20 protein-coding genes are annotated in these 26,945 nt (G+C 35.8%); 13 read left to right on the top strand and 7 right to left on the bottom strand.

Annotation, left to right across the window (positions count from 1 at the left end):
* The first annotated feature begins 169 nt into the window (after positions 1-169).
* Genes AVL50_RS02730 through AVL50_RS02720 form a run of 3 tightly spaced genes read left to right on the top strand, consistent with a single transcriptional unit; the run spans position 170 to position 2,148 of the window.
* Complete coding sequence (locus AVL50_RS02730; RefSeq protein ID WP_253764247.1) at positions 170-955, top strand: YHYH protein; 786 nt, start codon at positions 170-172, stop codon at positions 953-955.
* On the top strand, positions 927-1,517 hold the full coding sequence (locus tag AVL50_RS02725; protein ID WP_062615051.1) for a toxin-antitoxin system YwqK family antitoxin: 591 nt from the start codon (positions 927-929) through the stop codon (positions 1,515-1,517). Before AVL50_RS02730 ends, AVL50_RS02725 begins: the two co-directional genes overlap by 29 nt.
* Positions 1,420-2,148: an SCO family protein gene (locus AVL50_RS02720; protein WP_253764246.1), complete on the top strand. Its 729-nt coding sequence runs from the start codon at positions 1,420-1,422 to the stop codon at positions 2,146-2,148. The genes AVL50_RS02725 and AVL50_RS02720 overlap by 98 nt, the downstream gene beginning before the upstream one ends.
* A 72-nt stretch (positions 2,149-2,220) precedes the next feature.
* On the opposite strand, the gene AVL50_RS02715 is transcribed toward AVL50_RS02720, so the two are convergent.
* The 3 genes from AVL50_RS02715 to AVL50_RS02705 all read right to left on the bottom strand — a co-directional run bounded on the left by AVL50_RS02715 (position 2,221) and on the right by AVL50_RS02705 (position 8,247).
* Positions 2,221-2,940 (bottom strand): hypothetical protein, encoded by a 720-nt coding sequence (locus tag AVL50_RS02715; RefSeq protein ID WP_062614938.1) that lies wholly within the window; start codon positions 2,938-2,940, stop codon positions 2,221-2,223.
* Positions 2,941-3,028: 88 nt separating this feature from the next.
* Complete coding sequence (locus tag AVL50_RS02710; RefSeq protein WP_062614937.1) at positions 3,029-3,817, bottom strand: DUF3575 domain-containing protein; 789 nt, start codon at positions 3,815-3,817, stop codon at positions 3,029-3,031.
* 299 nt (positions 3,818-4,116) lie between these two features.
* The gene (locus AVL50_RS02705) at positions 4,117-8,247 is read right to left on the bottom strand and encodes a DUF445 family protein (RefSeq protein WP_062614936.1); all 4,131 of its coding nucleotides are present in this window, start codon (positions 8,245-8,247) and stop codon (positions 4,117-4,119) included.
* A 316-nt stretch (positions 8,248-8,563) separates the two neighbouring features.
* Between AVL50_RS02705 and AVL50_RS02700 the strand changes: the two genes are divergently transcribed.
* The gene (locus AVL50_RS02700; protein ID WP_063850516.1) at positions 8,564-9,841 is read left to right on the top strand and encodes an MFS transporter; all 1,278 of its coding nucleotides are present in this window, start codon (positions 8,564-8,566) and stop codon (positions 9,839-9,841) included.
* Positions 9,842-9,943: 102 nt separating this feature from the next.
* On the opposite strand, the gene AVL50_RS02695 is transcribed toward AVL50_RS02700, so the two are convergent.
* Complete coding sequence (locus AVL50_RS02695) at positions 9,944-10,732, bottom strand: SDR family oxidoreductase (RefSeq protein WP_062614935.1); 789 nt, start codon at positions 10,730-10,732, stop codon at positions 9,944-9,946.
* Between the two features lie 457 nt (positions 10,733-11,189).
* Here AVL50_RS02695 and AVL50_RS02690 point away from each other — a divergent pair, with 457 nt between their 5' ends.
* Both AVL50_RS02690 and AVL50_RS02685 read left to right on the top strand, forming a co-directional pair.
* Positions 11,190-11,804, top strand: a complete 615-nt coding sequence (locus AVL50_RS02690; RefSeq protein WP_062614934.1) for a class I SAM-dependent methyltransferase — start codon at positions 11,190-11,192, stop codon at positions 11,802-11,804.
* A 506-nt stretch (positions 11,805-12,310) separates the two neighbouring features.
* Complete coding sequence (locus AVL50_RS02685; protein WP_062614933.1) at positions 12,311-12,925, top strand: hypothetical protein; 615 nt, start codon at positions 12,311-12,313, stop codon at positions 12,923-12,925.
* 361 nt (positions 12,926-13,286) lie between these two features.
* On the opposite strand, the gene AVL50_RS02680 is transcribed toward AVL50_RS02685, so the two are convergent.
* The 3 genes from AVL50_RS02680 to apaG form a co-directional block, all read right to left on the bottom strand.
* Positions 13,287-13,949: a response regulator transcription factor gene (locus AVL50_RS02680; RefSeq protein ID WP_062614932.1), complete on the bottom strand. Its 663-nt coding sequence runs from the start codon at positions 13,947-13,949 to the stop codon at positions 13,287-13,289.
* 48 nt (positions 13,950-13,997) lie between these two features.
* On the bottom strand, positions 13,998-15,554 hold the full coding sequence (locus AVL50_RS02675; RefSeq protein ID WP_062614931.1) for a PAS domain-containing protein: 1,557 nt from the start codon (positions 15,552-15,554) through the stop codon (positions 13,998-14,000).
* A gap of 89 nt (positions 15,555-15,643) precedes the next feature.
* Positions 15,644-16,033, bottom strand: coding sequence for a Co2+/Mg2+ efflux protein ApaG (gene apaG / locus AVL50_RS02670; protein ID WP_062614930.1), 390 nt, complete (start codon positions 16,031-16,033; stop codon positions 15,644-15,646).
* Between the two features lie 215 nt (positions 16,034-16,248).
* Here apaG and AVL50_RS02665 point away from each other — a divergent pair, with 215 nt between their 5' ends.
* The 7 genes from AVL50_RS02665 (at position 16,249) to AVL50_RS02635 (ending at position 26,938) form a co-directional block, all read left to right on the top strand.
* Positions 16,249-16,728, top strand: coding sequence for a MarR family winged helix-turn-helix transcriptional regulator (locus AVL50_RS02665; protein ID WP_062614929.1), 480 nt, complete (start codon positions 16,249-16,251; stop codon positions 16,726-16,728).
* 70 nt (positions 16,729-16,798) lie between these two features.
* Complete coding sequence (gene hutH / locus AVL50_RS02660) at positions 16,799-18,367, top strand: histidine ammonia-lyase (RefSeq protein WP_062614928.1); 1,569 nt, start codon at positions 16,799-16,801, stop codon at positions 18,365-18,367.
* Between the two features lie 197 nt (positions 18,368-18,564).
* Positions 18,565-20,259, top strand: coding sequence for a urocanate hydratase (gene hutU, locus AVL50_RS02655; RefSeq protein ID WP_044201870.1), 1,695 nt, complete (start codon positions 18,565-18,567; stop codon positions 20,257-20,259).
* Between the two features lie 129 nt (positions 20,260-20,388).
* The gene (gene hutI, locus AVL50_RS02650; protein WP_062614927.1) at positions 20,389-21,609 is read left to right on the top strand and encodes an imidazolonepropionase; all 1,221 of its coding nucleotides are present in this window, start codon (positions 20,389-20,391) and stop codon (positions 21,607-21,609) included.
* A 167-nt stretch (positions 21,610-21,776) separates the two neighbouring features.
* Positions 21,777-23,837, top strand: a complete 2,061-nt coding sequence (locus AVL50_RS02645; RefSeq protein ID WP_082795627.1) for a M48 family metallopeptidase — start codon at positions 21,777-21,779, stop codon at positions 23,835-23,837.
* Between the two features lie 122 nt (positions 23,838-23,959).
* Positions 23,960-25,435, top strand: a complete 1,476-nt coding sequence (locus AVL50_RS02640; RefSeq protein WP_062614925.1) for a cytochrome P450 — start codon at positions 23,960-23,962, stop codon at positions 25,433-25,435.
* 39 nt (positions 25,436-25,474) lie between these two features.
* Positions 25,475-26,938, top strand: a complete 1,464-nt coding sequence (locus tag AVL50_RS02635; RefSeq protein WP_062614924.1) for a cytochrome P450 — start codon at positions 25,475-25,477, stop codon at positions 26,936-26,938.
* Positions 26,939-26,945 lie beyond the last annotated feature (7 nt).

The following is a 26,945-nucleotide window of genomic DNA, read 5'->3' as shown; positions in this document are numbered from 1 at the left end:
AATATTGAATATTAAAAAAAAATCAATAAAAGTTGAGTACAATTGAATCAATACATCCTTTCTATGGATAGATATTGATTGAAATCACAACCATTACGCTTTACACACTTATTCTTAATACACTATGAGAAAGACTTATTTTGTTATTTTACTGCTATGCACTTTTTTTATGAATTGTTCCAACAGCAATGAGGATGATTCTAATGTGACACCTCAAGACCAAACTTCCGACGACAACGATATCAATGATGATAGTTCTAATGATGACAACTCAGATGATGATTCTAACGATGATTCAACTGTAGATTTGTCCGTTTATAGAAAGATTTATGCAGCTTCTGATATTTACGTGGAAGGAGATTATGTGGTGATAGAGGTAGACGGTTTGCCAGATCACGGCAGCCCTTATTATCAAGATACAGAGTGGAGTAGTCGTTATGAGGCATACAACAGTAATGACTTTCATTTGAACCCTAATAGAATTGCATCTTTCGATCGCGTAGTGAAGCTTCCATTGCATCCTCAAGAGGCAACAAATCATCAGCCTACTTCATTAGGTACAATGGGGATCGCTGTCAATGGTGTTTCTTTTTATAACCAATATGCGGGGCCAAATAATCAACCTCTGACAGATGAAATCTATAGTTTTGATCAATATAATGGTCATCCTCAAAAAACGGGTGAATATCACTATCATTTAGAACCTACTTACTTGACAAGCCAAGATACAATTGGTACTGAAGGCTTACTAGGTTTCTTACTGGACGGTTTCCCTGTTTATGGACCCAGAGAAAATGGAACAGCTGTCAGCAATGACGATTTAGATGATTATCACGGTCACTCACATGCTACAGAAGATTACCCTGATGGTACTTATCATTATCATGTTACAGCAGAAGACCCGTACATCAATGGAAATGGATATTATGGAACGCCAGGTACTTCAACTAATTAGTATATCACTCTTCCTAGTGGTTTTCTCTTTTTCTTGTGAACAAAAGCAGGAAAAAGAGAAAGTTTTACAATTAGAAACGGTTCTTGCTGATACCGTCAAAGTAAAGTCATCGAAGGGCGTTTTTTATGTCGATGGAAAACGTTTCAGTGGCACAATCTACTGGAATTACCCTAATGGTTTGGATACACTTCGTGTCAGAAGATACTATGATGGTTTGAAAGAGGGGACATGGTCAAGGTACTACCCCAATAAAATGTTAGAGGAAGTGAGAACTTATAAGGAAGGGAAAAAAGAAGGAACGCAAGTGGGGTATTTTCCTGATGGTAGAACTCGATTTATCACTCATTTTAAAAATGATCTTTATGAAGGGAATGCTCAGGCTTGGAGTGTAATGGGAAGATTGATCAGAAATCAGAACTATCATGAAGGGCAGGAGACTGGAGTACAGCAGGTGTGGTATGACAATGGAAAAGTCAAAGCCAATTACGTCATCAAAGATGGCAGAAGGTTTGGATTGTTGGGAACAAAAAATTGTATTAATGTATCAGATGAGACGTTTTAATTGGATTGCAATAGTGGCTGTTGTTTTCATTCATATGAGTTGTTCAAAAAGTGAAAAACAGTTGCCGTTTTATAATACACCAGATTTCACACCTCATTTTCTGGCAACAGATCAGGAGGTAAATGAAAAAATCACACATTCAATTGGTGATTTTGAAATGAGAAATCAGCATAATCAGGTTGTGACTCAAAAAGCCATAGAGGGGAAAGTACATGTGGCCAACTTTATTTTTACAAGTTGTGGTAGTATTTGTCCTGTGATGACCGAAAATATGAAAATCATAGATGATCAATATGCGAATGATGAGGATGTACAGTTGATGTCTTACACAGTGACTCCTTGGATTGACAATGTAGAAGTACTTCATGAATATGTAACGGCCAAGGAAATCACTTCAAAAAACTGGTATTTTCTGACGGGAACCAAAGGAGAGATTTATCAGTTGGCAAGACAGTCTTATTTTGCGGAGGAAGACTTAGGTTTTACAAAAGACAGTACAGAGTTTTTACATACCGAACATTTTATTTTAGTAGATCAGAATAAGAAAATCAGAGGCATTTATAATGGTACACTCAAATTGGAAATGCGTCAATTGGTCAAAGACATTCAAACATTAAAAGAAGAAGCATAAAAAAAGTCCAATTTCTTGAGGAATATACACCTGAGGAAATTGGACTTTTTGGTTGTTAAGAAATTAATTTAACTAATCTTGTTCACTGCACAGTTGGTCATAAACATAAACATGCTCAGCAAAATCTCTCCAATTGAAGTTGTCATCTCCATAATATTTATTGAAAATATCAGGACACTTGCTGAAGATAACGCTTTGAGCCTCCTTTTTATATTTCTTCTTTTGAAGAAGAACAGCCCTGTTGGAACCCGTGTCACAAACTAAATAAGACTTATCGATTCCTCCAGTTACTTTCACACCTGAAATACTTAAACTCCCCGTTTCGTTGGCATTCGGATCTTTATAGACCTTCACTACATGATCAAATCCTGGGTTTAACAATTGCATTAAAGCAAATTTATTTTTCTTGCCAGGAAGAATTGCCTGCTCATAATAAACGTACTCTTGATCAACAACCTGATCAAATTCTCTTCCTATTAATTCTTGGATAGAACCGGCAGTCATGGATTGCTCAAATTGAAAAACATCCGTTGGCTTGACAGCAAGAATTTTAATGTCTACGGCCTTGAATTTGTATTTTACACCATCCTTTGATTTGATATTGACACTTTTCAAGATGTCGTTGACCAAAGTGGCAGAACTGATTTTTCCTTCTATTTTAGTTCCATCGTTTTTGATCACATACACCTCTTTAGAGGCGGTCATTCCATCTACAGATAAAACTGGAACAAAAGATTGCCCAAAACAGATTGAGCTTAAAAGTAGCAAGTAAATAAGCGTGAAAGTTCTCATAGTATATTAAAATGTTAATTCGGGTACTAGGGCAGAAGTAATTTTTCATTTCAAAGCCCTAGTACGTATTTGCGATTAAATGCAGGATTTAAAAGGCGTATCCCACCTGTATGACAAACCGGAGTCCGCCGGTCCATGTCCGGAAATCTCCATTGGTATTTATTTCTTCTCCATCTAATAAGCCATCAAGCACAGGAAATTTATTGACAAGTCCATTTTTAATTTCCTGTAATACTTCAGCTTCTTCAGGTATAGTAACGTCACTATTAAGCTTCAATGTACCGCTGTACATTCCCCATCCGGGGCCAATCATAATGAGGTCAACAGCGATCCTTTTTTTGATTACGAATTGATACCCCAACTCAACGCCAATAGTGAAAATATCCGCACTGCCTTCCATTTTCGCTTGAATAGGATCTCCTTGTACGGGCATTCCTCCTAAACTATCAAAAGAGACATTGTTGCTCAAGTTGTATCTATAGTAAGCAACATAAGGTCCCCAATACAGACCGTCAGGAGCAAATCCTCTATTTCTTTTCTTGAAATAGCGTCTGTAGTCGATAGCGAAACTGTAACCTGTGTTTTTAAAATCTCTTGCGACTCCAGTTCCTAGAGGGAGATTGACCAATTTGGGAAAGGTCAGACTTCCTACATTCAATGAAATGGTTTGGAAATCATTAATTCTCCTTTCATAGCCAAAAACATAATTGCCGCTTCCCCATAGCAAATAAGGTGTCAAATTGAAGCGGACAATATTATTACGCATCATCGTAATGGTGGAATCGTGCTCTATAGTTTGCACCGTTTTCTTGCCTTGAGCAAAAGAAATATTGAACAGCAAAAAGAGAGATATGAACAGTAGAGAGGTAGCTTTCATTTTTAAAAAGATATTGGTTTTTAAGTACTAAGTCAAAAATAAATCATAGTTAACTCTAATTTATTTTTTGTGAGTACAACGCTAAAAAACGTATTAATAGTGGTTCTATTAAAAGTTTTTTGAAGGAAGTAATCGCAAAACAATAAATAGAATTAGTATTACTAATTTATTTTTTGTGAGTACAACGCTAAAAAACGTATTAATAGTGGTTCTATTAAAAGTTTTTTGAAGGAAGTAATCGCAAAACAATAAATAGAATTAGTATTAGGTAATTTTGAATTTGTACTTATATCTATAATTTACTCTTTTAATACAAAAGAAACTAATTGAATCAGCCCGAAATCTAACATGGCGCCAATTGGTAAACCAAGGAAGAAACCATAGATAATCAACCTTCTGAAATACATGCCTGCAAAACCATAAAACAGTTCTTCAATTTTGGCAGGGTCCATTTGATTGATCTCATTGACCACAATTCCTTGAAAATCGATGGTTCTGATGAGTGCTCCTGTGTGAGGTGAAGCAGATTTCATCAGTCCATCCAGCATCTTACTCAAAAGATAATTCTTCGTTTCTGTGGTGAGGCATTTATTGAAATCATTGAGGAATATTACAGAGAGATTTTTGATTAACTCTCTGATCACTTCTTGATTTTTATTGTTTTCTAACGACTTTGCAATCCCCCTTTCTACATCATAAATAAGTTGTTCATGATTTACAATTTCAGAGATGCCATTATTTTCAAGGTACTCTGCGATGTGATGGGCAATCGTACTGATGAATTTTTGAGAGGATCTAGAATTCAATAAAATAGTAAATGTATTCTTAATGCCCTCACGCAGATCATCTTCCTTAGTATTTTTGAAAATATCTTTAACCTTTTTAGAAAGAATCACTTTTTTAGAGATTTCTTTGATGATATCCGAAAGCTCATTGATAACCTTTTCTTTCTTTTCATCATTAGAAATTTGATCGGAGAGGTGATTACGGATAATTTCAATTTCAGGAGCGAGGTTCTGACTTAATTGATCATAAAGCTCTCCTTCGGAAATAGAGCCTACACTTAATATTTTCTCGATCTTTGTTTCAAAAATTTCATCCACAATGCGGTTCAATACAAACTGAACACTTGTGAGCAATCTATGGTTTTGAAGCAATCCTAAAATAGTATCCTTGATAGGCTCATTGTTGATGGCAACATTTAAATCTTTGATCTTCGTTTCTCTGGCAATAATTGAAATTCTATCCTGTATTTTTTTTGTAATGTCAGGTAATCCTTTCATTAACAGATCAGGGATTTTTTTATTGGTCAATGCCATTGAAGTTCTTTTGATATTCCCTTCATAAAGAGCAGCCATTCTTCGTTTCTTGATCACAGAAGTGTAAACATCTTCAGCAATTTTCTCATCATTCTCTTTGAGATGATTGATGACTCTATGTATCAATTGATCCACAATTTGGATGCTATTGGCCTGTAAAGCTTCATAAGGTTTACCTCCAAAAAGTGTTCTGATCGGTTGCTCTTGATTTGAAATGTCCAGCAACTGTTTTTCAAAGAAGTATAGGATTTTTCTCTGGAAATCATCCTTTTGAAGTGTGTCAATCATCAATTTCCAAATGCTTTCTTTGATTTTGATCTTATTGTTGCTGAAAATCGGAATATCATTGAGCGACTTACTTCTATATTCAATCAGTTTGTCTCTGAAGACTTTTTTCAACTCATCAAATAAATCGTCTTTTAAGATCCATTGATGTGCTTTATCCAGTTGCTTTTTCAGTATTTGTTTTACAGCGTCAAACATCTGGTCCACAAACTTGTCTGGAATAGCATCATTGAGCATTAAGTCATTGTTGAAAAGGTCGATCACCTTATCAGTCAAGAATTTAGATAAGGTTTCATAAACTGCATCTTTATGTGCAAAGTCAATGAACTTTGTTTGTAAAGAACTTGCAGGGAATGAATCGATCTTAACAAGTTCCTCTTCTATTTTATTAGCAAACGTCTGAGCGTATTCATACCTTTTTGAGAAGAGGTTATGTGTGAAGTCTTTACTGACTTTTTTTGCAATACCCTTCTTTTCTGTTTCTAATAGGATGTCCAGCGTACGGTAATCCGTTTCAACAAAAGTATTGTAAATATTGTCTTTCAGTGTAGATAACTTTCCTTGTATGTCATTGCCAATGGATTCTTCATTGAGAAGTTGTTGCCCTACGAATTTACCCATATTATTGGCAAAATTCTGCTTGTTGGCAGAAACAACACTTGGCGTAAAAGGTACTTGCATTCCAAATACATACTTTGGTGCGTACGGCCTGAAAATCATTTTAATGGCAATCCAGTTCGTGGCAAGACCTGTGATGCCATACACCAATGCAATGTTCAAGCCTAGGCTCAAAGGATTTTCACCCATTGGTACATATGCTGTCAGCCCACCTGCTATTGCACCTAAAAAGGCCCCGAAGTAGGTAATAGGTTTCATGTTTTCACCCATAAACCCTTTCACCATTTCAGGTAATTTATTGTGTTTATTCTGAAGATTATCTGCTACAATCCTGCTGACTTGCCCTTTCATCAGACGATTGATATTTCGATCAATATAACCGACTATTCCGGAAGTTAATTTCTTAGGGAGAGAAGCACTTTTTTGAGCAATCTTCACCAAGTCATGAATCGGACGTTTTTTTCCTTTCTCAAATTCATCCTTGATAAAGGAAACCGAAAGTTTCTTTAATTTTGGAGTCCATTTTTCTACAGTATTAGCTCCAATTAATGCCGAAAAAGGCTTTTGTGTGATTTCTTTATCAATTATACCTTCCAATGTCTTGGAGATATTTACTTTTTCGGAAAGCATGATTTCTTCAGAGAAATTTTGTGTCTTAGTTCCAAAATTTGAAATCGTAGCATCTGTGAATAAAGAGTACAGAGGTTGATCTTTGATACGGTCCAGACGCTCACTTACAATTTTTTTAGCTTTTTCTGTTGATTTCTTTTGATAGATGAATTTCGAGATCAGTTGTTCATCAATCAAAAAGTTGAAAAGCTTAGAAAGGTCTTCATGTTGTCTGTCGGATGACCAAATACTTTCAATTCGTCTATCCATAATGGAAGACATAGAGTTGGCACCTTGCCCTAAGAGCTTTTCATCCACTAAAGTTTTCAAAAGAGCATGAATGGTATCAATCAATCCCTTTTGGTCAAACTTCTGAATCAAACTGCCAATGCTATTCTTTTTTAAATAATCCAGCATAAACTCAGCTCCTTGTTCTGCAAGTGCTTTTGAGTTCTGATCTGTTTTTTGATCATTGGCAATATGAATGATCTCATCTACCACTTTGAAACGCTCACTGACGCTGTCCACAAAAATTCCCATGAGCCAACGGCCAATAAACGTAGCTTCTTCTTCAAAAGCCTCATTGACCAAGTGATTGATTTCTTCTCTATTTTCTTGAATCCATTCTACAACGGCATCTAGAATAATAGGAATATTATTTCTGAGGAAGTTCTCAAAATTTTCAGCAATGGTAGGAGGGAGAATATCAAAAATAGTCGTTTCCTCTTGACTCACCACATCAATTAAAATATTGATTAGTCTCTTGATGGGCGCACTTTCACTTTGATCCTGAAGTTCCATGTCCAGAATTCGGTGCACCTCTTTGGCAATATTCACATGATCGCCTGAGCCTAACAGTTCACTGATACTTTTTTGAGAGATGGATTGACTCAATTTTAAAATCAATTCATCGTTCTCGATTTGCTTCAAAAAGTTATCAATGAAATTGTTCAGTGGCAGTTCATCATTTTTGATCAACTCATGAAGTTCATCAAAGAAATCACCAGTGTATTGATCAAGCGCTTCAAAAAGAATAGGGGAGACAACACTCTTCACTTGTTCCCTTTTGAACTCGTGCCATATATCATTAGTCAGCATTTCGATAAGGTTCTCTTTCTTTAGAATAGAAAGAATAATATCAAAAGACTGATCACAGATATAACGTATGTGTTGTTTTGAAGTAAAATCAGTGATGTGAGAATTCATCAAAAGACCATTCAACCCTTTTCGGATAGTGTCTTTTGATTGTTCGTCTATCAATGCGATAAACCTGTCAATAGAAGTGTCGATTTCTGGAATCTCTGCAATAAGTTCATCTTCTCGGAACGCTTCCTTCAAATGCGTCTCAATAAACTCCGTCAGCATGAGTTGCAAAGCGTTTTGGAAGCTTTCTTTTTTCACTTCCTCGCTGATGTTGTCATGTCTGATGATTTCGGATTCAACTAATTGACTGATATTATTAATAAATTCATCCTTTGTCTGCTCCACAATACTGGGGATACCCATCACTTTTTCGAATAACATTCTAAGTGCGAGATCGTTAGTGGTGTAACCAACGACAGAACCTGAAAATATTTTTAATAGAACTTCACTGATCATATTTAAAGTTGCAATAAACTCCTATGAATGCAAACATTTTTTGAATAGAATTAAAAAAAAAGAAATATATTTCAAGTGAAAAGGGGTTTCAGCGGAATTTATAACAAATGTTTTTATTTGTTAAAATGTGACTCTAAAATGATGATATTGGATAAAACTGATAAGTGTCATTCTTACTTTCAAAATTCTAAATCTATATTGCAAACGGTTTAGGTTTTTTAAGGGATAATGAATTAAAGTATTATTCGTCCTATTATTTTGATCACTAATGAGTCCACTTAAAACACTTTTTAATTAACAATTTTGTCTCAAAACGATGAGTGAAACTATAGAAAAAACGATTGTGAAAGACGTTCAAACTAAAAAAAACAACACAGGGCCTTTCCTAATTATGGTAGGCTTAATGTTCATTGTAGGTTTCTTAACTGTAGTAAACCAACAATTCCAAGCTCCTTTACAGGAAGCGTTACTTTCTGAAGCAGGTGCTTTACAAAACACATTAGCAACGTTCATTACGTTTGCATTCTTTATGGGTTATCCAACTATGGGTAATATTGCCTCTAGCTGGGTAGATAACAAAGGTCATAAAGCTACATTGATCAGAGGTCTGATTATGCTTGTAGCAGCCTTAGGAATTGAAGCTTTATCTGCTAAATTTGCTGATTTGCCATCAGTTGCTATTGGAGAGTCAAGTGTTCCTCAAGCGTTCTTTATCTTCTTAGTAGGATCATATGCTTTAGGATGTGCAATGGCGGTATTGCAGACTGTTATTAACCCATTCATCGCGGTTTGTGTTGTTCCTGGAACATCTTCTGTAACTCGTTTAAGTATTGCTGGTGCTTTGAACTCTATTGGTACTACTATCGCTCCAATTTTCGTAGCGAGTATTATCTTTGGTGGTGTAGCTCCAGAAGTAGCTCAAATCTTATTACCATTATCAATTCTGATGGTAATTATTGCAGTAGTTGCTGGCGTTTTAGGTAAAATTGATTTGCCAAACCCAATGGCTTCAGAAGACGGAGAAGAAGTTGACCCTTCTACTCTTACAAAATCTATTTGGAGCTTCAAGCACTTAACTTTAGGTGTAATTGCCATCTTCGTTTATGTAGGTGCTGAGGTAGCAGTAGGTTCAAATATTGTTCTTCATGCAAAGCAAATTGGTATTCCTAAAGAAACGTATGCATTCATGGCTACATTATACTGGGGATCAATGTTAGTAGGTCGTCTTTGTGGTTCTTTCTTAGCGAAAATTCCTGGACAAACTCAATTATTAGTAACTGCAGGAATTGCTTTAGTATTAACTGTAGCAGGTATGTTGACTCAACAATTATGGTTATTAGTAGGTATTGGTTTAATGCACTCAATCATGTGGGGAGCAATCTTCGCTTTAGCGATTGATAAATTAGGTCCATATACTGCAAAAGGTTCAGGTGCATTAATGATTGGTGTTGCAGGTGGTGCTATCCTTCCTTGGTTGCAAGGTGTTAGTGCTGATGCATTAGGCGATTGGCAAATGACTTGGACAATTGTAATCATTTGTGAGGCTTACCTTATATACTACGCTTTAGTTGGATATAAACATAACTTAGACTAAGTCAGTCAGGTTATTTGAATATAAAATAGAAACATCTTACCAGAAACGGTAAGGTGTTTTTTTTATATCTCGAAAATCTGACCGGATAAAATCTTAATTACTCTATTGATATGCTTCGCGAATAAATCCACCTTCAGAGTTAAGAATCTGACCAGTGATCCATTCTCCTTCTTTGCTAACCAAAAAAGAAATCAATCGAGCAACATCTTCGGGAGCACCAATTCTTCCCATTGGAAATCTTTTTAGAAACATTTCTTTTTGAGCATCATCAAGCCATCCCGTATCGGTCAGTCCAGGGTTGACGGCATTAATTGTGATTTTCTTTGATGCAATTTCTTGTGCAATGGTACGAGTAAAAGTATCAATTGCTCCTTTTGTCACGGCATAGGCCACTTCTTCATTCATTACACTCAAATTCTGACCAGAAGAAAGGTTGATGATTCTACCGCCATGTTCATTTTCTTTAAAATTCTTGATGAATCGTGAAGTAAGAAGAATCACCGCTTTCATGTTGACAAGATAGTGAGCTTCTAATTCTTGCGAAGTGATATTCGAAATGTTGGTGGATGTGCTGTAAGTCGCATTATTGATCAAAATGGTTGGAGCTCCCATTTTTGCATTTACTTGATAAAATAATAAATCTACAGCTCCTTCTTCTTTTAGGTTTAAGGCCAATTTTTCACATTGTACACCATAGTTTTGTATTTCTTTCTGGATCAAATCAGGTTCATTCTCCTGTACACCCCAAGGCATAGTGTCATCATATTCTAGCCAATAGGTAAAGAAAATGTCAATCCCATTTTTGGCAAGGGCGGTACATATTGCTTTACCAATCCCTTTTAATCGACTTACCCCGGTTACAATTGCTATTTGATTATCTTTTTGTGTCATACTTATTTATACATATTCTTTCGGTCAACCTTGTCTAAATCACAAAGGAACTCGCTCAGCTTTTTTGTGACCGCTTTAAAATAGTTTTCGCCTTTTTCTTTTGTGGCTAAGGCAAATGATAATTATGTGCTTCTGTAGCACCCCAAAGTAAAATAGTAACTTCGAAGTCAGCGTGCTGAAGAGTTTCCTAATGGCACTCGGCTAAAATGTAAGGTCTGTTTTTCATGATTTAATTGGTTTTATTAGTTCAACTTTGCTTTCGTAAATCGAAAAGATGATTTTGTAATGATCAGTTATGAAAAATAGTATAGGGTCTTAAGGATAGGAATATATTGTTTGTTCAGCGGATCATCAATGAAATGTATTATTAATAACAAATATTTGTAGATCTAAGGAAGATCATTTTTCTAATGTTGCAATTTTTTGATTTTTACTTTTCAAACTAAACCGTATCAGCATGGAAAATCCTTGGTTAACTATTCAACATTCAGACTATGAAAATCATATGCTTGAAGTAGGGCAGGCACAAGCTCTCAATAAATTAACTTCTTACTGCCTTAAAAAATATAAACCTGAGCGTTTTGCTCTCCTGGGATGTGCGACTGGTAATGGACTAGAACATATCGACCCCAATTTCACCCAGTCAGTTTATGCGATTGATATCAATGGTGATTATCTCAAAAAATTAAAAGCAACTTTTCAAGAGGAGATTACAGGTCTTGAGGTTTTAAATATAGATGTACAACATGAGCAATTAGATTTAGAGCAAATTGATTTATGTTTTGTGGGATTAGTACTTGAATATGTAGATGCAGAGAAAGTGTGTTCTAAAATAATCAAGACATTAAGAGAAAAGGGTTGTTTGATTATTGTGATCCAAAAAAATGATCAAACTACTTTTGTTTCAAAAACGAGATATACCTCGCTTGAATCTTTGTCAAGTATTTCTCAACTGATCAATGAGAAAGAGTTAGAAAGCTGGATGGCTTTTCAGGAAATGGAACTTATTAAAAAAGAAGAGTTGAAACTGACAGAAACAAAGTCGTTTGTAGTGTATGAGTACCATAAATGAAGAATAATAAGTTAAAGAGAAGTCAGTCATTGTGATTCAACCTTTATAAATTCTATTTTTTTGCTGAAAATTCAAAACAATGACTATTATCAGTAAATGAAACTACCTAAAAACAGGTTTTATACTGTTATCAGTGCATAATATCTCCTACGTATTGAAAAACAAGGATTTTATAGAAATGAATAAATGCTCATTTCAATATTAACTCTGGGTGAATAAAAGTAATTTAACATTATTTAACATTATTTTTTTACGATAAGTGTATGCTCATACACTTTACGAACATTTTTTTATATAAATGCAAATACTCATAACAATGCTATAGGATCAACTTACACTTAATAGGTGAAAATGAATAAAGTGTAATCTGTACAAAATATTATTATTTAAATTCAAATTAAACTTTTGAAATATTTCGATGATTTTCATTTTGACGACAGAAAATAATCACACACCTTTGTGATGTAATCAAAACACAACGAAACGAAAAATTAAATACACATACTATGAAAAAGTTAACACTATTATTCGCATCGCTATTAATCTCTTTTAGTATAACAGCTAAAGATTATTATTTACCATTTAACGGAATTTCTTATTTCTTTAAAGCTTCTACTGATGGAACATCAGCATCTATTATTTTCGAAAATTTAGAAGGAGAAGAAATTAGTTTTCAAATAGCAGACGAAGCTGGAAAAGTTTATACATCAAAAACAGTTATCGCATCTGGAAAAGTAAAAGAAGACATTAATTTTAAAAGTTTACCGGAAGGAAAATATACTTTTAAAATGAAGTTTGAAGATAAAATGTTAGTAAGAGAGTTTTTTGTTACTCCATCAAATACAGCAGTAATGATGAATTACCAATTAGCTACTTCAAAACAAAAATTTAAAATATCTGTAGCAAAAGAAAACTTGAACATCATTTTAGGTAAAGATGTTGAGGGATTTGTAAAAGTGAGATTATCAAAAGACAGTGGCGAAACTGTTTATCACTCAAGATTTGTAGCAGGCGCAAAAAACATTAAGCGTTTTGACCTTTCTACATTACCTACAGGTACTTATACTGCAGAATTGGAAATCGACGGAGTTTCATACTCGGATTCATTCTCAGTACTTTAACAAAGACAGTTAGATTAAATAAAAATATAAGTAATAATTCATTTCATTTCATACTTTATTGGAGAGGCTATCATACAAATGGTAGCCTCTTTTGTTTTTATGGAGAATCTCTAAGTTAAATAACTTAGTATACCTCTCAACTAAAAAAGTCCGGCCTAATAGGTCGGACTTTTCCTCATTCTGTAACTGATGAACTATTGTGCTATCTATTTCTCTATTTACTACTCTAATTCTGACTTATAACTTATATCTAGGTTTAACAGGAATTTCTTCTTACTGTTTTAGTATATAACAAATGTACACCTGTCTTACTTCCTAAACATGAGTTTAATACCTAATCAGTATAGGTATAATACCTATTTTAAGCTTTTAAGTCCGAAAAGAGCTTGTGTTTGATAGCATACATCACCAATCCAGCCACATTTCTTTGTCCTGTTTTATCCAGAAGATTTCTTTTGTGAGCGTCCACAGTACGCGGTGAGATGTAAAGCTTTTCAGAGATTTCTTTATTGGTGCACTGATCAATAATCAGACGTAATACTTCTTTCTCTCTTAGAGTGAGAACAAAATGGGCATCATTAGCATTGGCAGGGCGTGCTTCTTTTTCTTTATAACTGCTAATAATATTCTTAGTGGCAGAAGAGCAATAATAGCTGTCGCCATCTCTTACGGCCCTTGCAGCTTTTAGAATTTCCTCTTCCGTACAGTCTTTAAATAAATAGCCGTCTGCACCAGCATTAACCATATTTTTGATATAGTCGCTGTCCATCATCATGCTCAGTGCAATTACTTTTATTTTGGGAAATGTTTCTTTTATCATTTTTGTAGCACTGATGCCATCCATTCCTTTCATAGAGATATCCATAAAGATCAGGTCCACATTCATTGCATTTAAAGCCTTGAAGGCTCTTTCTCCGCAATCTGCTTCGGCAATTACTTCAAAGTCATCACAGTTTTTAAAATAAGATCTGATACCGTGACGTATCACACTGTGGTCATCGACAAGTAATATTTTGGTTTTCATAATTTATAGCCTGGTTTTATTAGGTTTTTGAGTAGTACGTACACGTATTTAATTAGTAAATGTCTTCAATTGAATAATAATGCAAGTGCCATAATTAGGAGAGGAGTCAATATCAATTGTCCCTTCGATCGTTCTGACCCTGTCTTTCATACTGAGTAATCCCAATCCGTTTTCTTCCTTCTTCAAGGTGTTTTTCACATCAAAACCACAACCATTGTCCTCAATCATTAAAGTAATTAAGTCTAGGTTTTGGTTTAATGAAATAGAGACTTCTTTGGCTTTTCCGTGTTTAAAAGCATTTTGAATCGCTTCCTGTGTCACTCTCAGCAGTATATGCTGTTGTGCAAAGGACATCGCATTCTTTTCAATTTTATAAAAGAAGTTGACTTCTTTATTATTGATGGTGCGGTAGGTGTCTACAAGCTTTTCGATAGAGCCCACAAGTCCAAGTTTTTCAATGCATGTAGGCATAATGTTATGTGCTATATTTCTTCCTTCCTTGGTAGCATCTCTAACTTGTTCTCTAATTCTTTGGATGATTTTTCGTTCCTCCTCATTGAGGTTTTGGGTGTTTTTGAGAAATTCATCCAACTGATAAATAGAAGCAGTAAGCGTTTGCCCCAAACCATCATGAATTTCTTTGGCGAAACGTTCTCTTTCTTTATCCTCCGTCTGTAATACTGCTTTCTGAATATTGTCTGTGTGATTTTTAAAGAAAGTGATATCAGAGTGTTTCCCAATCACGCGGATGACCTTTCCATCCACATCTTTCTGAACAGCCACTTTTAGGAGTACCCATAGCGTTTTTCCTGCAGGTGTGATCATTCTGAAAATGGATTGAAAGCCATTTTTAATCAGAATATCCCTCTGTAACATCCGGATGGTATTCGGTCGGTCTTCAGGATGAATGAGGTTCAACAATGCAGAAATATCTTCTTCATTTTCCTGCTTGTCTATACCCATCATCTGATAAAAAGATTTAGAATAATACACCTTTCTAGTGATGTGATTCCAATCCCAAAGCCCTTCTTTGGAGGCTTCAAAGGATAAACGCTGACGCTCTTCATTTTCAAAGATTGCTTGTGCACTGTTGGCGGTGTATTCCAGTTCCATTGGCAAATCAGATAACAGTGTAAGGTCATCACTGTTTTCTATTTTACCTTCCAACATTTCATTCAGTGCTTTTGCTTGAAGTAGTGCTTGCAGGTTTTTCTCTTTGGTAAGCAGTAGTGTCACTTTCTCTTTTAAACGAATCACTTCTTTGGCCTTATCCTGATCCACTTTATGATCCAATTCAAGCCCAACCCACACGTAATAATTTTGGTGTTTAGAAAGTGAAATACTGTGTTTTTTGTGATCACTCTTATGTAAAAGGTAACCGGACCAACTTTCTTGATCCGATATTAAAACTTTAGGTGTTTTATCTTTTAAAGTACCGAAGTCATAATACTGGTGAATGCTTTGTAACGAACTACCTTTTTTGTTGGTGCTGATTACATTGCCAAAATCGTTTAAAATAGCTATAAACAATAGCTTATTGAAGATATAATCATGTAATTCCTCGATATGAAAAGAGGAATTATTAGGTGTTTTCTGGGCTGTCATACAAACTATAGCGATTGAAAAAGCGAGTTTTTAGGTCTATATAATTTACCATTAATCACGCTTTTAAAAAAGTGCTATGTATGATCTGCCTAATTATTGAAGAAACTTGGGACTAAAGTAAACTCAGGAATTTGTACTTCAAATAAGGTATTATCTTCGATTTTTCGCATTACATAAGTACCCGACATTTTACCACATGGGGATGGGAAATGACAACCCGAATTGTACTCAAAAGACTCGCCTGGAATCATGATTGGTTCTTTGCCTACAACTCCTTTCCCATTGACCACATTTCTCACATCACCAGTGATGTCCGTGATTTCCCAATTCCTTCTTAGCAATTGAATTTTATTGGCACTAAGGTTTTCAATTTTGATCTTATAGCTAAATACGTAGTGTCGTCTTGATGGAACAGAATACTCAGGGAGATAGAAGGTTTCAACACTGACTTTGATTCCGTCTGTTATTGCAATTTCCATAGCAGATAAATTTAATGATTACATCTAATCACGATGTCATATACAAAAAGTAGAGTAGATGAGATGTTAATGATAATTGTAATTTAATACACAATTTCTTTAAAGTTAGTGATTTATATTCTATTTACCATATTTTATGTAAGTACTTACATATTTTTGAGCCTTTCCTTGTAAATATGTAAGTACTTATATACTTTTGGGTAAAACAAAGAAATATGGATTTTTATCAATCAGCAGGAACACTTGTATTGGGGAGTAGACTTAGGAGGTTAGGAGAGCGTTTTCTCTCTGAAGTTTCTAAAGTTTATGAAGCCAAAGGGATAGAATTTGATCCATCATGGTTTCCCGTTTTTTATTTGTTAGATGAACATAAAAAGCTGTCAATGAGAGCTATTTCTGATCAATTAAATGTAAGTCACTCGGCAGTGAGTCAATTGACTACAGCATTGATCAAGAAAAAATTACTCAAAGTTGAAAAGGATGAAAATGATGGAAGAAAACGATTGATTCTTTTTACTGAGAAAGGAGAGGAGTTAGTCAAAAAAAGTAAGCCTATTTGGGCATCCATACAACTTTCGATGAAAGAAATAACGGAACAAAATGAATGTCAGATTTTGAAGGAATTGAAAATTTTAGAGACATCATTGACCGAAAAATCATTGTCCGAACGTGTTTTGGACAACTTGGAGAAGTAAAAAACATACACCACACATACAGTATTAGAAGATAATTCTAATACCCACATACTAATCATAAATTACTACCATGGGAAAAATATTCAAATACGGCATTGACCATCTGACGGTGAGCATTGCATTGGATATTGCCAGAGGAAAAATCTCTGGAGTTTTAAATAATACGGCAAAGGACAAGGTAATCAAGAGCCAAGCTTCTGTTCAGGAAATTGTAGACAAAGGAGATGTTGTCTATGGAGTGAATACAGGTTTTGGTCCGCTTTGTACTACTATTATTTCAGAAAAAGATACTTCCACTTTACAACACAAAATCTTACAGAGTCATAGTGTTGGGGTGGGAAATGCTATTCCAAAAGAGATTTCTAAAATCATGTTGATTACTAAAGTGCACGCTTTAGCACAAGGTTTTTCAGGAATTGCATTGACTACTTTGGAAAGAATCATTTGGCACATTGAGAAAGATATCGTTCCTATGGTTCCTGAAAAAGGTTCCGTAGGTGCATCAGGTGATTTGGCTCCTTTATCCCATTTATTTTTGCCTTTGATTGGACTAGGTGAAGTTTATGATGAAAAAGGAAATAAAGCATTAGCCTCAGATGTGTTGCATAGATTGGGGGTGAAATCATTACAGTTAGGGCCAAAAGAAGGATTGGCTTTGATCAATGGTACGCAGTTTATCTTAGCTCATGCAGTGAAGGTAGTTGAAAAGCTAGCCAATGCTTTGGATACAGCGGATATCATTGGAGCGATGTCTTTGGAAGGATTGATGGGATCCGCTCGTCCATTCGAGTCTGCTTTGCATCAGATTAGACCTTATAAAGGAACACAGCATGTAGCTTCTCGTTTGCATCACATGTTGCAAGGTTCTGAAATTTTAGATTCTCATGTGGATTGTGATCGTGTGCAAGATCCGTATTCTTTAAGATGTATGCCTCAGGTTCACGGTGCCTCAAGAAATGCTTGGTTGCACTTGAAAGAAATGGTGGAAGTAGAGCTTAACTCAGTAACGGATAACCCAATTATCTTAGACGCTGAAAATGCCATTTCAGGAGGTAATTTCCATGGACAGCCTTTAGCAATTCCGTTGGATTATGCAGGGGTTGCGGCTTCAGAATTGGGTAATATCGCTGATAGAAGAAATTACATGATGATTGAAGGACGTTTTGGTTTGCCTAAATTACTAATGGCAGACGTAGGGTTGAATTCAGGCTTCATGATTCCTCAATATACTTCAGCGGCATTAGTAACTGAAAATAAAACGCTTTGTTTCCCAGCATCAGCTGATTCTGTTCCAACTTCATTAGGACAAGAAGATCACGTATCAATGGGTTCTGTGTCGGGAAGAAAGACACTTCAGATTATTGGTAATTTGGAGCAAATCCAAGCAGTAGAATTGTTGTACGCTGCTCAAGCATTGGACTTCAGAAGACCATTAAAATCATCACCAATTATTGAAGCTACTCATGCTTATGTTCGTGAGAGAGTAGCTCATGCTGATGAAGACAGAGTATTGGCTTACGATATTGAAGCAATGCATGATATCGTACAAAGCGGTGCATTGGTTCGCATTGCTGAAGAAGTAGCCAAGAAAGAGAAAATCAACCTTGAAGGAGATTTCAAAGCAGAATTTACTTACTAAATTCTATGTTTCAAGTGTTGAACGACAGCGTCACTTGGAACTATGTATTGGCGAAGTCTCCTGACTTCGAAATACACTTTGGTTTGTTGGCTCAAAGTCGGGAGACTTCGCCTATGACCAATCACAAGTGACGCCTACCGGCTTAACACTTGCGATATATTATAAAGAAACACATACCATAAATAGATATATTAACCATGGAAGCAAAAACATCATCACAACAAAAGTTTGAAGCTTTTTTAGAAAAATACGCAAAACACCCACACTACATTCCTCCAACAGGTCCAGAACTAAATGCAAAGTCTTGGCAAACTGAGGCACCTTTAAGAATGTTCTTGAACAACTTAACAGACGAGGTGGCTGAAGACCCGAATAACTTAGTGGTTTATGGTGGTACAGGTCAAGCGGCAAGAAACAGAGAATCATTAGAAAAGATCATCAAAATTCTTTTAGAATTAGATGAAAACCATTCACTTTTGGTACAATCAGGTAAGCCGGTAGGTGTTGTAAGAACGCACCCAGAAGCACCACGTGTATTGATCGCCAACTCTAACCTTGTTCCAGCTTGGGCAACTTGGGAGCATTTCCAAGAATTAAAAGAAAGAGGCTTAATGATGTACGGTCAGATGACGGCCGGTTCATGGATTTATATTGGGACTCAAGGTATTTTGCAAGGTACTTATGAGACATTTGCTTCATGTGCGCGTCAGCATTTTGGTGGCGACTTGAAAGGTCGTTTGCTAGTGACAGGAGGCATGGGCGGTATGGGTGGCGCTCAACCGTTGGCGGCTACGATGTGTGGTGCAGCAATGTTGGGTGTTGATATTGACCCTGCTCGTATTCAAAAGCGTATTGATACAAAGTACATCGATAAAATGACGCACTCTTATGAAGAGGCGATTCAATGGGTAATGGAAGCCAAAGAAAAAGGTGAAGCATTATCAGTTGGTTTGGTAGGTGATATCGGTGATGTATTGGAAAGATTAATTCAAGATGGAATCACTCCTGATGTATTAACGGACCAAACTTCTGCACATGATCCAGTATATGGATATGTTCCTAATGGCTTATCATTGGAAGAAGCAGAAAAATTAAGAGAAACAGATCCTGTTTTATATAAAGAGAAGTCGTTGAAATCAATGGCTCGTCACGTACAGTACATGTTGGACTTAGAGGAGAAAGGAGCAATCACTTTCGACTATGGCAACAACTTACGTGAGTTCGCAAAGCAAGGCGGTTGTGAAAATGCTTACAACTTCCCTGGTTTTACACCAGCTTATATCCGTCCATTGTTCTGTGAAGGAAAAGGACCTTTCCGTTGGGCGGCATTATCAGGTGATCCACAAGATATCAAAGTTACGGACGAAGCCTTAAAAGAAGCATTCCCAGAAAATACACACTTGATCAAATGGTTGGAAGAAGCGGATGAAAAAGTAGCTTTCCAAGGCCTTCCTTCACGTATTTGTTGGTTAGGTATGGGTGAAAGAGAGAAAGCCGGTGTGATTTTCAATAACCTTGTAAAAGAAGGAAAATTGAAAGCTCCAATTGTCATTGGTCGTGATCACTTGGACTGCGGATCAGTAGCTTCTCCAAACCGTGAAACGGAATCAATGTTGGACGGTTCTGATGCTGTTTCAGATTGGCCATTATTAAACCTTATGTCTAATGCGACAGGTGGTGCCACTTGGATTTCATTCCATCATGGTGGTGGTGTAGGTATCGGTTACTCTCAGCATGCAGGTATGGTAGTGTTGGCTGACGGTACTGAACGTGCAGAAAACTGTATTCGCCGTGTGCTTCATAATGACCCTGCAATGGGTATCTTCCGTCATCATGATGCGGGTTATGAAACAGCAACAAAAGTAGGTGAAGATCACGATTTGATCGTTTGAGGTAACAAACAGGTAAAAGGTAAGAATTAAGAGGGAAGAGGTGGTTCGTGTTTTTGTAGGGGTGTTTTATTAAAACGTTCCTACAACAACGCTAACCACTATTTCATTTTCTTGATAAAAATATTCATAATGAAAAAATTAATCGGACCTTTCTCGCAAGTCCTCACCCTAGCAGGTTTACCCTTAAAAGGAGCTTTAGAAGATGAGCAATTGGAAATCATCGAAAATGCGGGTGTGAGTATTGATGAGAATGGAAATATAGATGAAATCAAATCGTTTACTTCATTTGTTCTAGCCGACTTTGATGAAGTAGAGCAGATAAAAGGAGAGGGGGTTTTGATTCCGGGTTTTGTAGACTGCCACACCCATATTTGCTGGGGAGGAAACAGAGCGAGGGATTATGCGATGAGAGTGGCAGGGAAACCTTACTTGGAAATCGCTAAAGCAGGTGGAGGAATTCAAGACTCTATGCGAAAAACTCGTGCGGCTTCGGAAGAGGAATTAAAAGAAGTAACCGTTTCAAGAGCCAATAGACATTTATCGCGTGGTGTGACTACTATTGAAGTGAAAAGTGGTTATGCCTTGGATATCGACAATGAGCTGAAGATGCTGAGAGCGATTAAATCTGCAGATCAAGAAACAAAAGCTGATTTGGTATCTACATGCTTGGCGGCACATATGAAACCTAAAGATTTTGAAGGTACTTCTAAAGAATATTTAGATAGAGTATTGGGTGTTTTATTGCCTGCGATCAAGAAGGAAAACTTAAGTGATAGAGTTGATATTTTTACAGAAGAAACAGCATTCAATGTAGAAGAATCAGCTTATTATTTAGCAAAAGCTAAGGAGCAAGGTTTTGAAATTACGGTTCATGCAGATCAATTTTCTACCGGAGGAAGTAAAGTGGCTGTGGAAGTAGGAGCATTGTCGGCTGAGCATTTGGAATCAAGTACTGATGAAGAAGTGAAGCTTTTAGCAGATTCTGATACGGTAGCAACGGTACTTCCGGGAGCATCATTAGGTTTGGGGATGCAATACCCTCCTTGCCGTAAACTTTTGGATGCCGGAGCATGCTTGGCCATCGCTTCAGATTGGAACCCAGGTTCAGCACCAATGGGCGATATGTTGACGCAAGGTGCCTTATTGGGAGCAATGGAGAAGCTCAGTACCGCCGAAGTATTTGCAGGAATGACTTTCCGATCTGCGAAAGCTTTAAATTTGATGGATAGAGGTCAATTAGAAAAAGGAAAATTGGCAGATATGCAAATGTATCCTTGTGAAGATTACAGAGAAATCTTGTATAATCAAGGGATGTTGGCACCGACTAGAGTTTGGAAGAAAGGCAAATAATCCACCCAATTATATTAGCATAAGACACTTTATTTTCATAAGTTTCCCATTCAATTTAGAAATGGTGCTTGTGAAGATAAAGTGTCTTTTATTTTTAAGTACTACAAAAAAGCATTTGTGTATTTTATTCATAAACCCAATTGAAAGCGAACGACTATTTACTGTCTATGTATCAATATAAAGAACCCTCTCATTTTAAATCTTTACGCTATAAAACAATAGCCTCTTTATTCTTGTTTTTTGTCTCTTATGCGGTATTACTGGCCCTAGCGAGTGGCCTAGCATTGTTTAGCATTTATTGTGGTTATCATTTGATGACTTTAAAACCAATGTTCATTTTCATTCCTTTAAGCTTTGGCGTAATAGGATTTGGTGTTTTGGTGTTTCTTTTTTTACTAAAATTCATTCTTATCAAAAATGTAGTAGATACAACTCTCTATATTTTAGCGAATAGGGAAAACGAACCACGGCTATTTGATATGATTGATGAAATTGTTAACGAATTGGGAACCGCGTTGCCTAACAAAGTAAAAATCACTTCTGAAGTGGGGGCTTCTGTGAGTATAAAGTCAAATATTTGGAACATCTTTTTTCGAAAAAAGAAGGATTTACATATTGGGTTAGGATTAATCAATGCCGTCTCAGAAAAAGAACTCAAAGCAGTTTTAAGCCATGAGTTTGGACATTTTGCACAGTCAAATTCTAATATTGATATAATAGTAATCAATGCAAATCAGCTGATTTATAACCTGCTTTATGATAATGGGTCATTTGAAGCTTTCGTACAATATTTTTCAGATATTCATGCTTTTTTTGCCTTTTTCACAAACATGGCTTACAGAGTAATTAGAGCGATCAAATACTTGTTGTCTAAAATCTATAGTATTCTGAATAAAAGCCATATGAAACTGACTCGAGAAAGGGAGTATGAAGCGGATAAAATTGCCTGTTCTATTACTGGTTATGAACCATTGAAAGCCACTTTGTATCGTTTCGATTTTATCAATGGAGCACTAGAGTCGGTGTATGGATTGTATCAAAAAAAGAGTGAGCAGAAGTTGAAGAGTGAGAACCTTTTTAAGGAACATCAATTTGTGATTGAATATGCCTCAAAAGAGGGGCAAATCAAATTGTCTAACTCCATACCTCATATTGATAAAAATACTTTCAGCAAGTTTAACTATTCAAAGCTTTCTTTTGAAGACCAATGGGATTCACACCCAAGTATTGACGATAGAGTAAGCAGAATATCAAATTATGCACCTTCCATTGGAGAGGAGGAAAAGTACATTCCTGCCAATTCAATTATTTCGAAGTTGGAATCTTATCAGAAAGCATTAACTGAGAAAACTTTCGAAGGCTTGGATAAAGAGGAGGCGGAAGTTATTTCATTAGAGCAATTTAAAGAACTATTTGTAATAGAAAATAATAAATATATTCACCCTGGTCTTTTCAATAATTATTACAATGAAAAGAACCCAAGTGAATTTGTAATTTTGGATGTTGAGACACCCCAAGAGGACTTAAATTTTAAAGACCTTTATTCTGATCAGAAGGTGAAGCTGGTTTACAATGCCATAAGTTTGCAAAGTGATATAGAAAGGTTGTATCAAATCAAAAATGGTTTTATTGATGTCATTACCTTTGATTATGATGGAAAAAGATACGCTCAAAAGGAATGTGATACTTTAATTCAAACACTGACAGATGAATTTAAGGGGAAGGAGAAAGAAATCAGAAAGAATGATGTGGCTATTTACACTTATCTTAAAAGTAAGACAGACAATGTGAAGGCTCTGGAAAAAATATACACTGATTTTTTTGAAGATCAAAAGTACTACTATTCAAAAATGCAGACATTGGAAAAGGCGTATCAGTCATTGCAGGTTGTACATTACAATACTTCTTTTGATGAAATAGAAAATGTTTTTCGAGAATTTGAATATCAAGAGGGGGAAATGAAAGAAGACCTTCAACACTTATTAGAAAATGATCTTTTGAAAGAGAGCCTGAGAAAAGATACGGTTGATTTTTTTAATTACTACCTGTCGAAAGATTGGACATATTATGCCATGGAAAATTATTATCAACAAAATTTGAGTATGCTTTTTAATATTATGGAACTGTATCCTAATGTGCTTAATGAGTGGTATATCATGAAGAAAAGAGCATTTTTGGATTTTCATGTCAATGAATTCTCGAAAACAGAAAATATTCAATTTGCATAAGGCGGAAGTTATTATTTTTTTGTTCCCTTTTGTCACTTTTCAGTCCCTTCTATTTCTAATAATTTCCGTTATATTGTCATCTTATCGTAACCAAGCTACTTTTTTAGACACTATAATTTCTGATGGGACAACTCAACTATTCAAAAACTATAAAGGATTTAACGGGTCCGAAAGGACTACCGCTATTTGGGAATTTATTTCAGATTCAAAAAGAAAAAATTCATCAAAACTTAGAAGATTGGGCAAAAGAATATGGGGATTTCTACAAAGTAAACTTCCCTGGAGCAAAGATTGTCGTAATGGCCAACCCTTCTCATATTGATTATCTATTTAAAAATCGTCCGGATAAATTTCGACGACTTTCTAAAATGAAAGACATCATGGATGAGCTGGGTTTTTATGGGACTTTTTCTTCTGAGGGTGAAGTTTGGAAAAAACACAGGAAAGTGACACAGCAGACATTGAGTCATAAGAATGTGAAGAATTATTTTCCATTGATCCTGAAAATAGGTAACCGTTTGGAGGAATATTGGGAAAAAGAACTTGATGGGGAGAATAGTATTACGGATTATAATATCTCTCAGGATTTTATGAATGCAACGATTGATCTTACAACTAATCTTGCATTCGGCTATGATCTCAACACCATTCATGACCGCCGAGAAGTGACGCAACAGCACATCTCTAAAATTGTTCCCAAGCTTAATGAAAGAACAAACTTGCCGATTCCAATTTGGCGATATATAAAAACGCCTGCTGATAGAGACTTTGACAAGTCGATGAATATTTTGAAAGATATTATTGGTGGTTTTATTGAGAAAAACAAAAGTAATATCGAACAGTTTCAAGAGCGAAAAGAAAATCCTACCAACTTTTTAGAGGCTTTATTGGTGTCTCAGGACAAGGAAAATCCGTTTACATGGGAAGAAATTTATGGAAATATTTACACCATGTTGTTGACGGGGGAAGATACTACAGCCAATACGTTATCGTGGTTCGCTTATTATATGGCAATATATCCAAGTATTCAAGAAAAAATCCGAAAGGAAATTTTTGAAGTATTGGGAGAGGTAGGAGACTTGAAGGAAATCGAAGACACCAAGAAATTAAAGTACCTTTATGCTACTATCCAAGAGGTGCTGAGAATGAAGCCTGTGACACCTTTATTGTATTTCCAATGCAACGAAGATGTGGTGATGGGCGATACGCTTTTTCCAAAAGATACTTTTTTTATTACGCTTGTGCGTGAAGGTGGAATGGACGAAAAGAACTTCTTTTCACCGGATCAGATTATTCCAGAAAGATGGTTGAAAAAAGAAGGAAAATGTCCATTTGAAGGAAACCATAATGAAGAAGTGATGCATACTTTTGGTGGAGGCCCAAGGTACTGTCCGGGCAAGTTTTTATCAGAAACTGAAATGATGGTTTTTATTGTGAAAATGATCAAGAACTATCAAATAGAATTATCGGTTCCAGAAAATCAAATCACAGAGAAATATGATTTTACAATGGTAGTGGACAATATGAAGGTCAAGATGGAAAAGCTTAATTTCATAAAAGCAGATATAACCACAGAGGGCACTTTGGAACAAAAATAGCTATTTAATTAAAACTCAAAATTACTTTCAATACACACTATGAAACAACTTCAATATTCAAAAACAGTGAAGGATTTAAATGGGCCGAAAGGGTTGCCTGTTTTTGGAAATATCTTTGAATTGGATAAATCAAAAATACATCTTCTTTATGAAAAATGGGCGGATGAATTTGGCAGTTTATACAATCTGAATTTTTTTGGTAGAAAACTAACGGTTTGTACTGACCCTGAACTAAATGCCTATATTCTTAAACATCGTCCTACAAAGTTCAGGAGATTTAAGAAAATGGCTGAAGTGATTGAAGAAGTGGGTATCAATGGTGTTTTTGCAGCGGAAGGAGAAAGCTGGAAGAAACAAAGAAAGGTGACCCAAAAGGCATTAGACAACAAAAATGTTCGGTCTTTTTTTCCTGGTATTGTCAGAGTGGCTGACCGATTGTCTAACCATTGGAGCAAGGTTGAAGGAGTTGGAAATTATGAGATAGATAAAGATTTTCAGAAGGCAACTGTGGATGTAACTACCAATTTGGCTTTTGGATATGATATGAATACAGTGGAAAATGATGTGGATCAGACACAAGAACATATCCAGAAGATTTTTCCAAAAATGAATTCAAGAATCAATAATCCCATCCCTGTTTGGAGGTATATTAAAACGGCATCTGATAAGGAGTTTGAAGAGTCAATGGAATATATCAGAAAGGTATTGGGTGAGTTTATTACCAATGCTCAAAGAAAAATTAGTGAAGATATTGATATTTTAGAGCATCCTACCAATTTTTTAGAAGCAATGATTGCTTCTCAAGACAATGATAATCCGTTTACTTGGGATGAAATTTTTGGAAACTTATATACCATGCTTTTGGCAGGAGAAGATACTACTTCCAATTCTTTATCGTGGATCACTTACTTTTTAGCCGCTAATCCAGACCAGCAACAAAAAGTTCAGGCTGAAATTGATGCTATTTTGAAAGGACAGAAGTTAGATAATTTTGATCAGTTAGAAGCTTTTACTTATACAGCTTCAGTGATTAAAGAATCTATGAGGATCAAGCCTGTTACACCGCAGTTGTACATGCAAGCATTGGAAGATGTTGTGATCGGAGATGTCTTCTTTCCGAAAGGAAGTTTTGTAATTACACAATTGAGTCATGCACCTCGTTCGGATAAATACTTTGCTGATGCTTCAACTTTTGCACCTGAAAGATGGCTCGAAAATAAAGAGGAAGGTGGATGTCCTTACCATAAAACACACAATGAGGATGCTATGAAGACTTTTGGCGGAGGAGCAAGAACTTGCCCTGGTAAATTCCTTTCAGAAGTGGAATTGAAGGTGTTTATTATTCGTCTATTTCAGGAATTTGATGTAGAATTGAATGTGGCTCCTGAAGAAGTAAAAGAGGTTTTTGCTTTTACAATGTCTCCAGGAAACTTGAAGGTGAAATTAAAACATCGTTCTATTGATAAAGAAAAAATGATGCAATCAGAAAGCATTGAACAATAAACGCAGA

The sequence above is a fragment of the Flammeovirga sp. SJP92 genome (assembly GCF_001583495.1).
Taxonomy (GTDB): domain Bacteria; phylum Bacteroidota; class Bacteroidia; order Cytophagales; family Flammeovirgaceae; genus Flammeovirga.
Note: the sequence above shows the minus strand (reverse complement) of the source record. Positions and strands in the feature narration are given on the sequence as shown.

Coding starts and splice junctions, on each gene's coding strand:
- AVL50_RS02730 (WP_253764247.1), top strand. CDS start 170: ATGAATTGTTCCAACAGCAATGAGGATGATTCTAATGTGACACCTCAA.
- AVL50_RS02725 (WP_062615051.1), top strand. CDS start 927: ATGGAACGCCAGGTACTTCAACTAATTAGTATATCACTCTTCCTAGTG.
- AVL50_RS02720 (WP_253764246.1), top strand. CDS start 1,420: ATGGAAAAGTCAAAGCCAATTACGTCATCAAAGATGGCAGAAGGTTTG.
- AVL50_RS02715 (WP_062614938.1), bottom strand. CDS start 2,940: ATGAGAACTTTCACGCTTATTTACTTGCTACTTTTAAGCTCAATCTGT.
- AVL50_RS02710 (WP_062614937.1), bottom strand. CDS start 3,817: ATGAAAGCTACCTCTCTACTGTTCATATCTCTCTTTTTGCTGTTCAAT.
- AVL50_RS02705 (WP_062614936.1), bottom strand. CDS start 8,247: ATGATCAGTGAAGTTCTATTAAAAATATTTTCAGGTTCTGTCGTTGGT.
- AVL50_RS02700 (WP_063850516.1), top strand. CDS start 8,564: ATGAGTGAAACTATAGAAAAAACGATTGTGAAAGACGTTCAAACTAAA.
- AVL50_RS02695 (WP_062614935.1), bottom strand. CDS start 10,732: ATGACACAAAAAGATAATCAAATAGCAATTGTAACCGGGGTAAGTCGA.
- AVL50_RS02690 (WP_062614934.1), top strand. CDS start 11,190: ATGGAAAATCCTTGGTTAACTATTCAACATTCAGACTATGAAAATCAT.
- AVL50_RS02685 (WP_062614933.1), top strand. CDS start 12,311: ATGAAAAAGTTAACACTATTATTCGCATCGCTATTAATCTCTTTTAGT.
- AVL50_RS02680 (WP_062614932.1), bottom strand. CDS start 13,949: ATGAAAACCAAAATATTACTTGTCGATGACCACAGTGTGATACGTCAC.
- AVL50_RS02675 (WP_062614931.1), bottom strand. CDS start 15,554: ATGACAGCCCAGAAAACACCTAATAATTCCTCTTTTCATATCGAGGAA.
- apaG (WP_062614930.1), bottom strand. CDS start 16,033: ATGGAAATTGCAATAACAGACGGAATCAAAGTCAGTGTTGAAACCTTC.
- AVL50_RS02665 (WP_062614929.1), top strand. CDS start 16,249: ATGGATTTTTATCAATCAGCAGGAACACTTGTATTGGGGAGTAGACTT.
- hutH (WP_062614928.1), top strand. CDS start 16,799: ATGGGAAAAATATTCAAATACGGCATTGACCATCTGACGGTGAGCATT.
- hutU (WP_044201870.1), top strand. CDS start 18,565: ATGGAAGCAAAAACATCATCACAACAAAAGTTTGAAGCTTTTTTAGAA.
- hutI (WP_062614927.1), top strand. CDS start 20,389: ATGAAAAAATTAATCGGACCTTTCTCGCAAGTCCTCACCCTAGCAGGT.
- AVL50_RS02645 (WP_082795627.1), top strand. CDS start 21,777: ATGTATCAATATAAAGAACCCTCTCATTTTAAATCTTTACGCTATAAA.
- AVL50_RS02640 (WP_062614925.1), top strand. CDS start 23,960: ATGGGACAACTCAACTATTCAAAAACTATAAAGGATTTAACGGGTCCG.
- AVL50_RS02635 (WP_062614924.1), top strand. CDS start 25,475: ATGAAACAACTTCAATATTCAAAAACAGTGAAGGATTTAAATGGGCCG.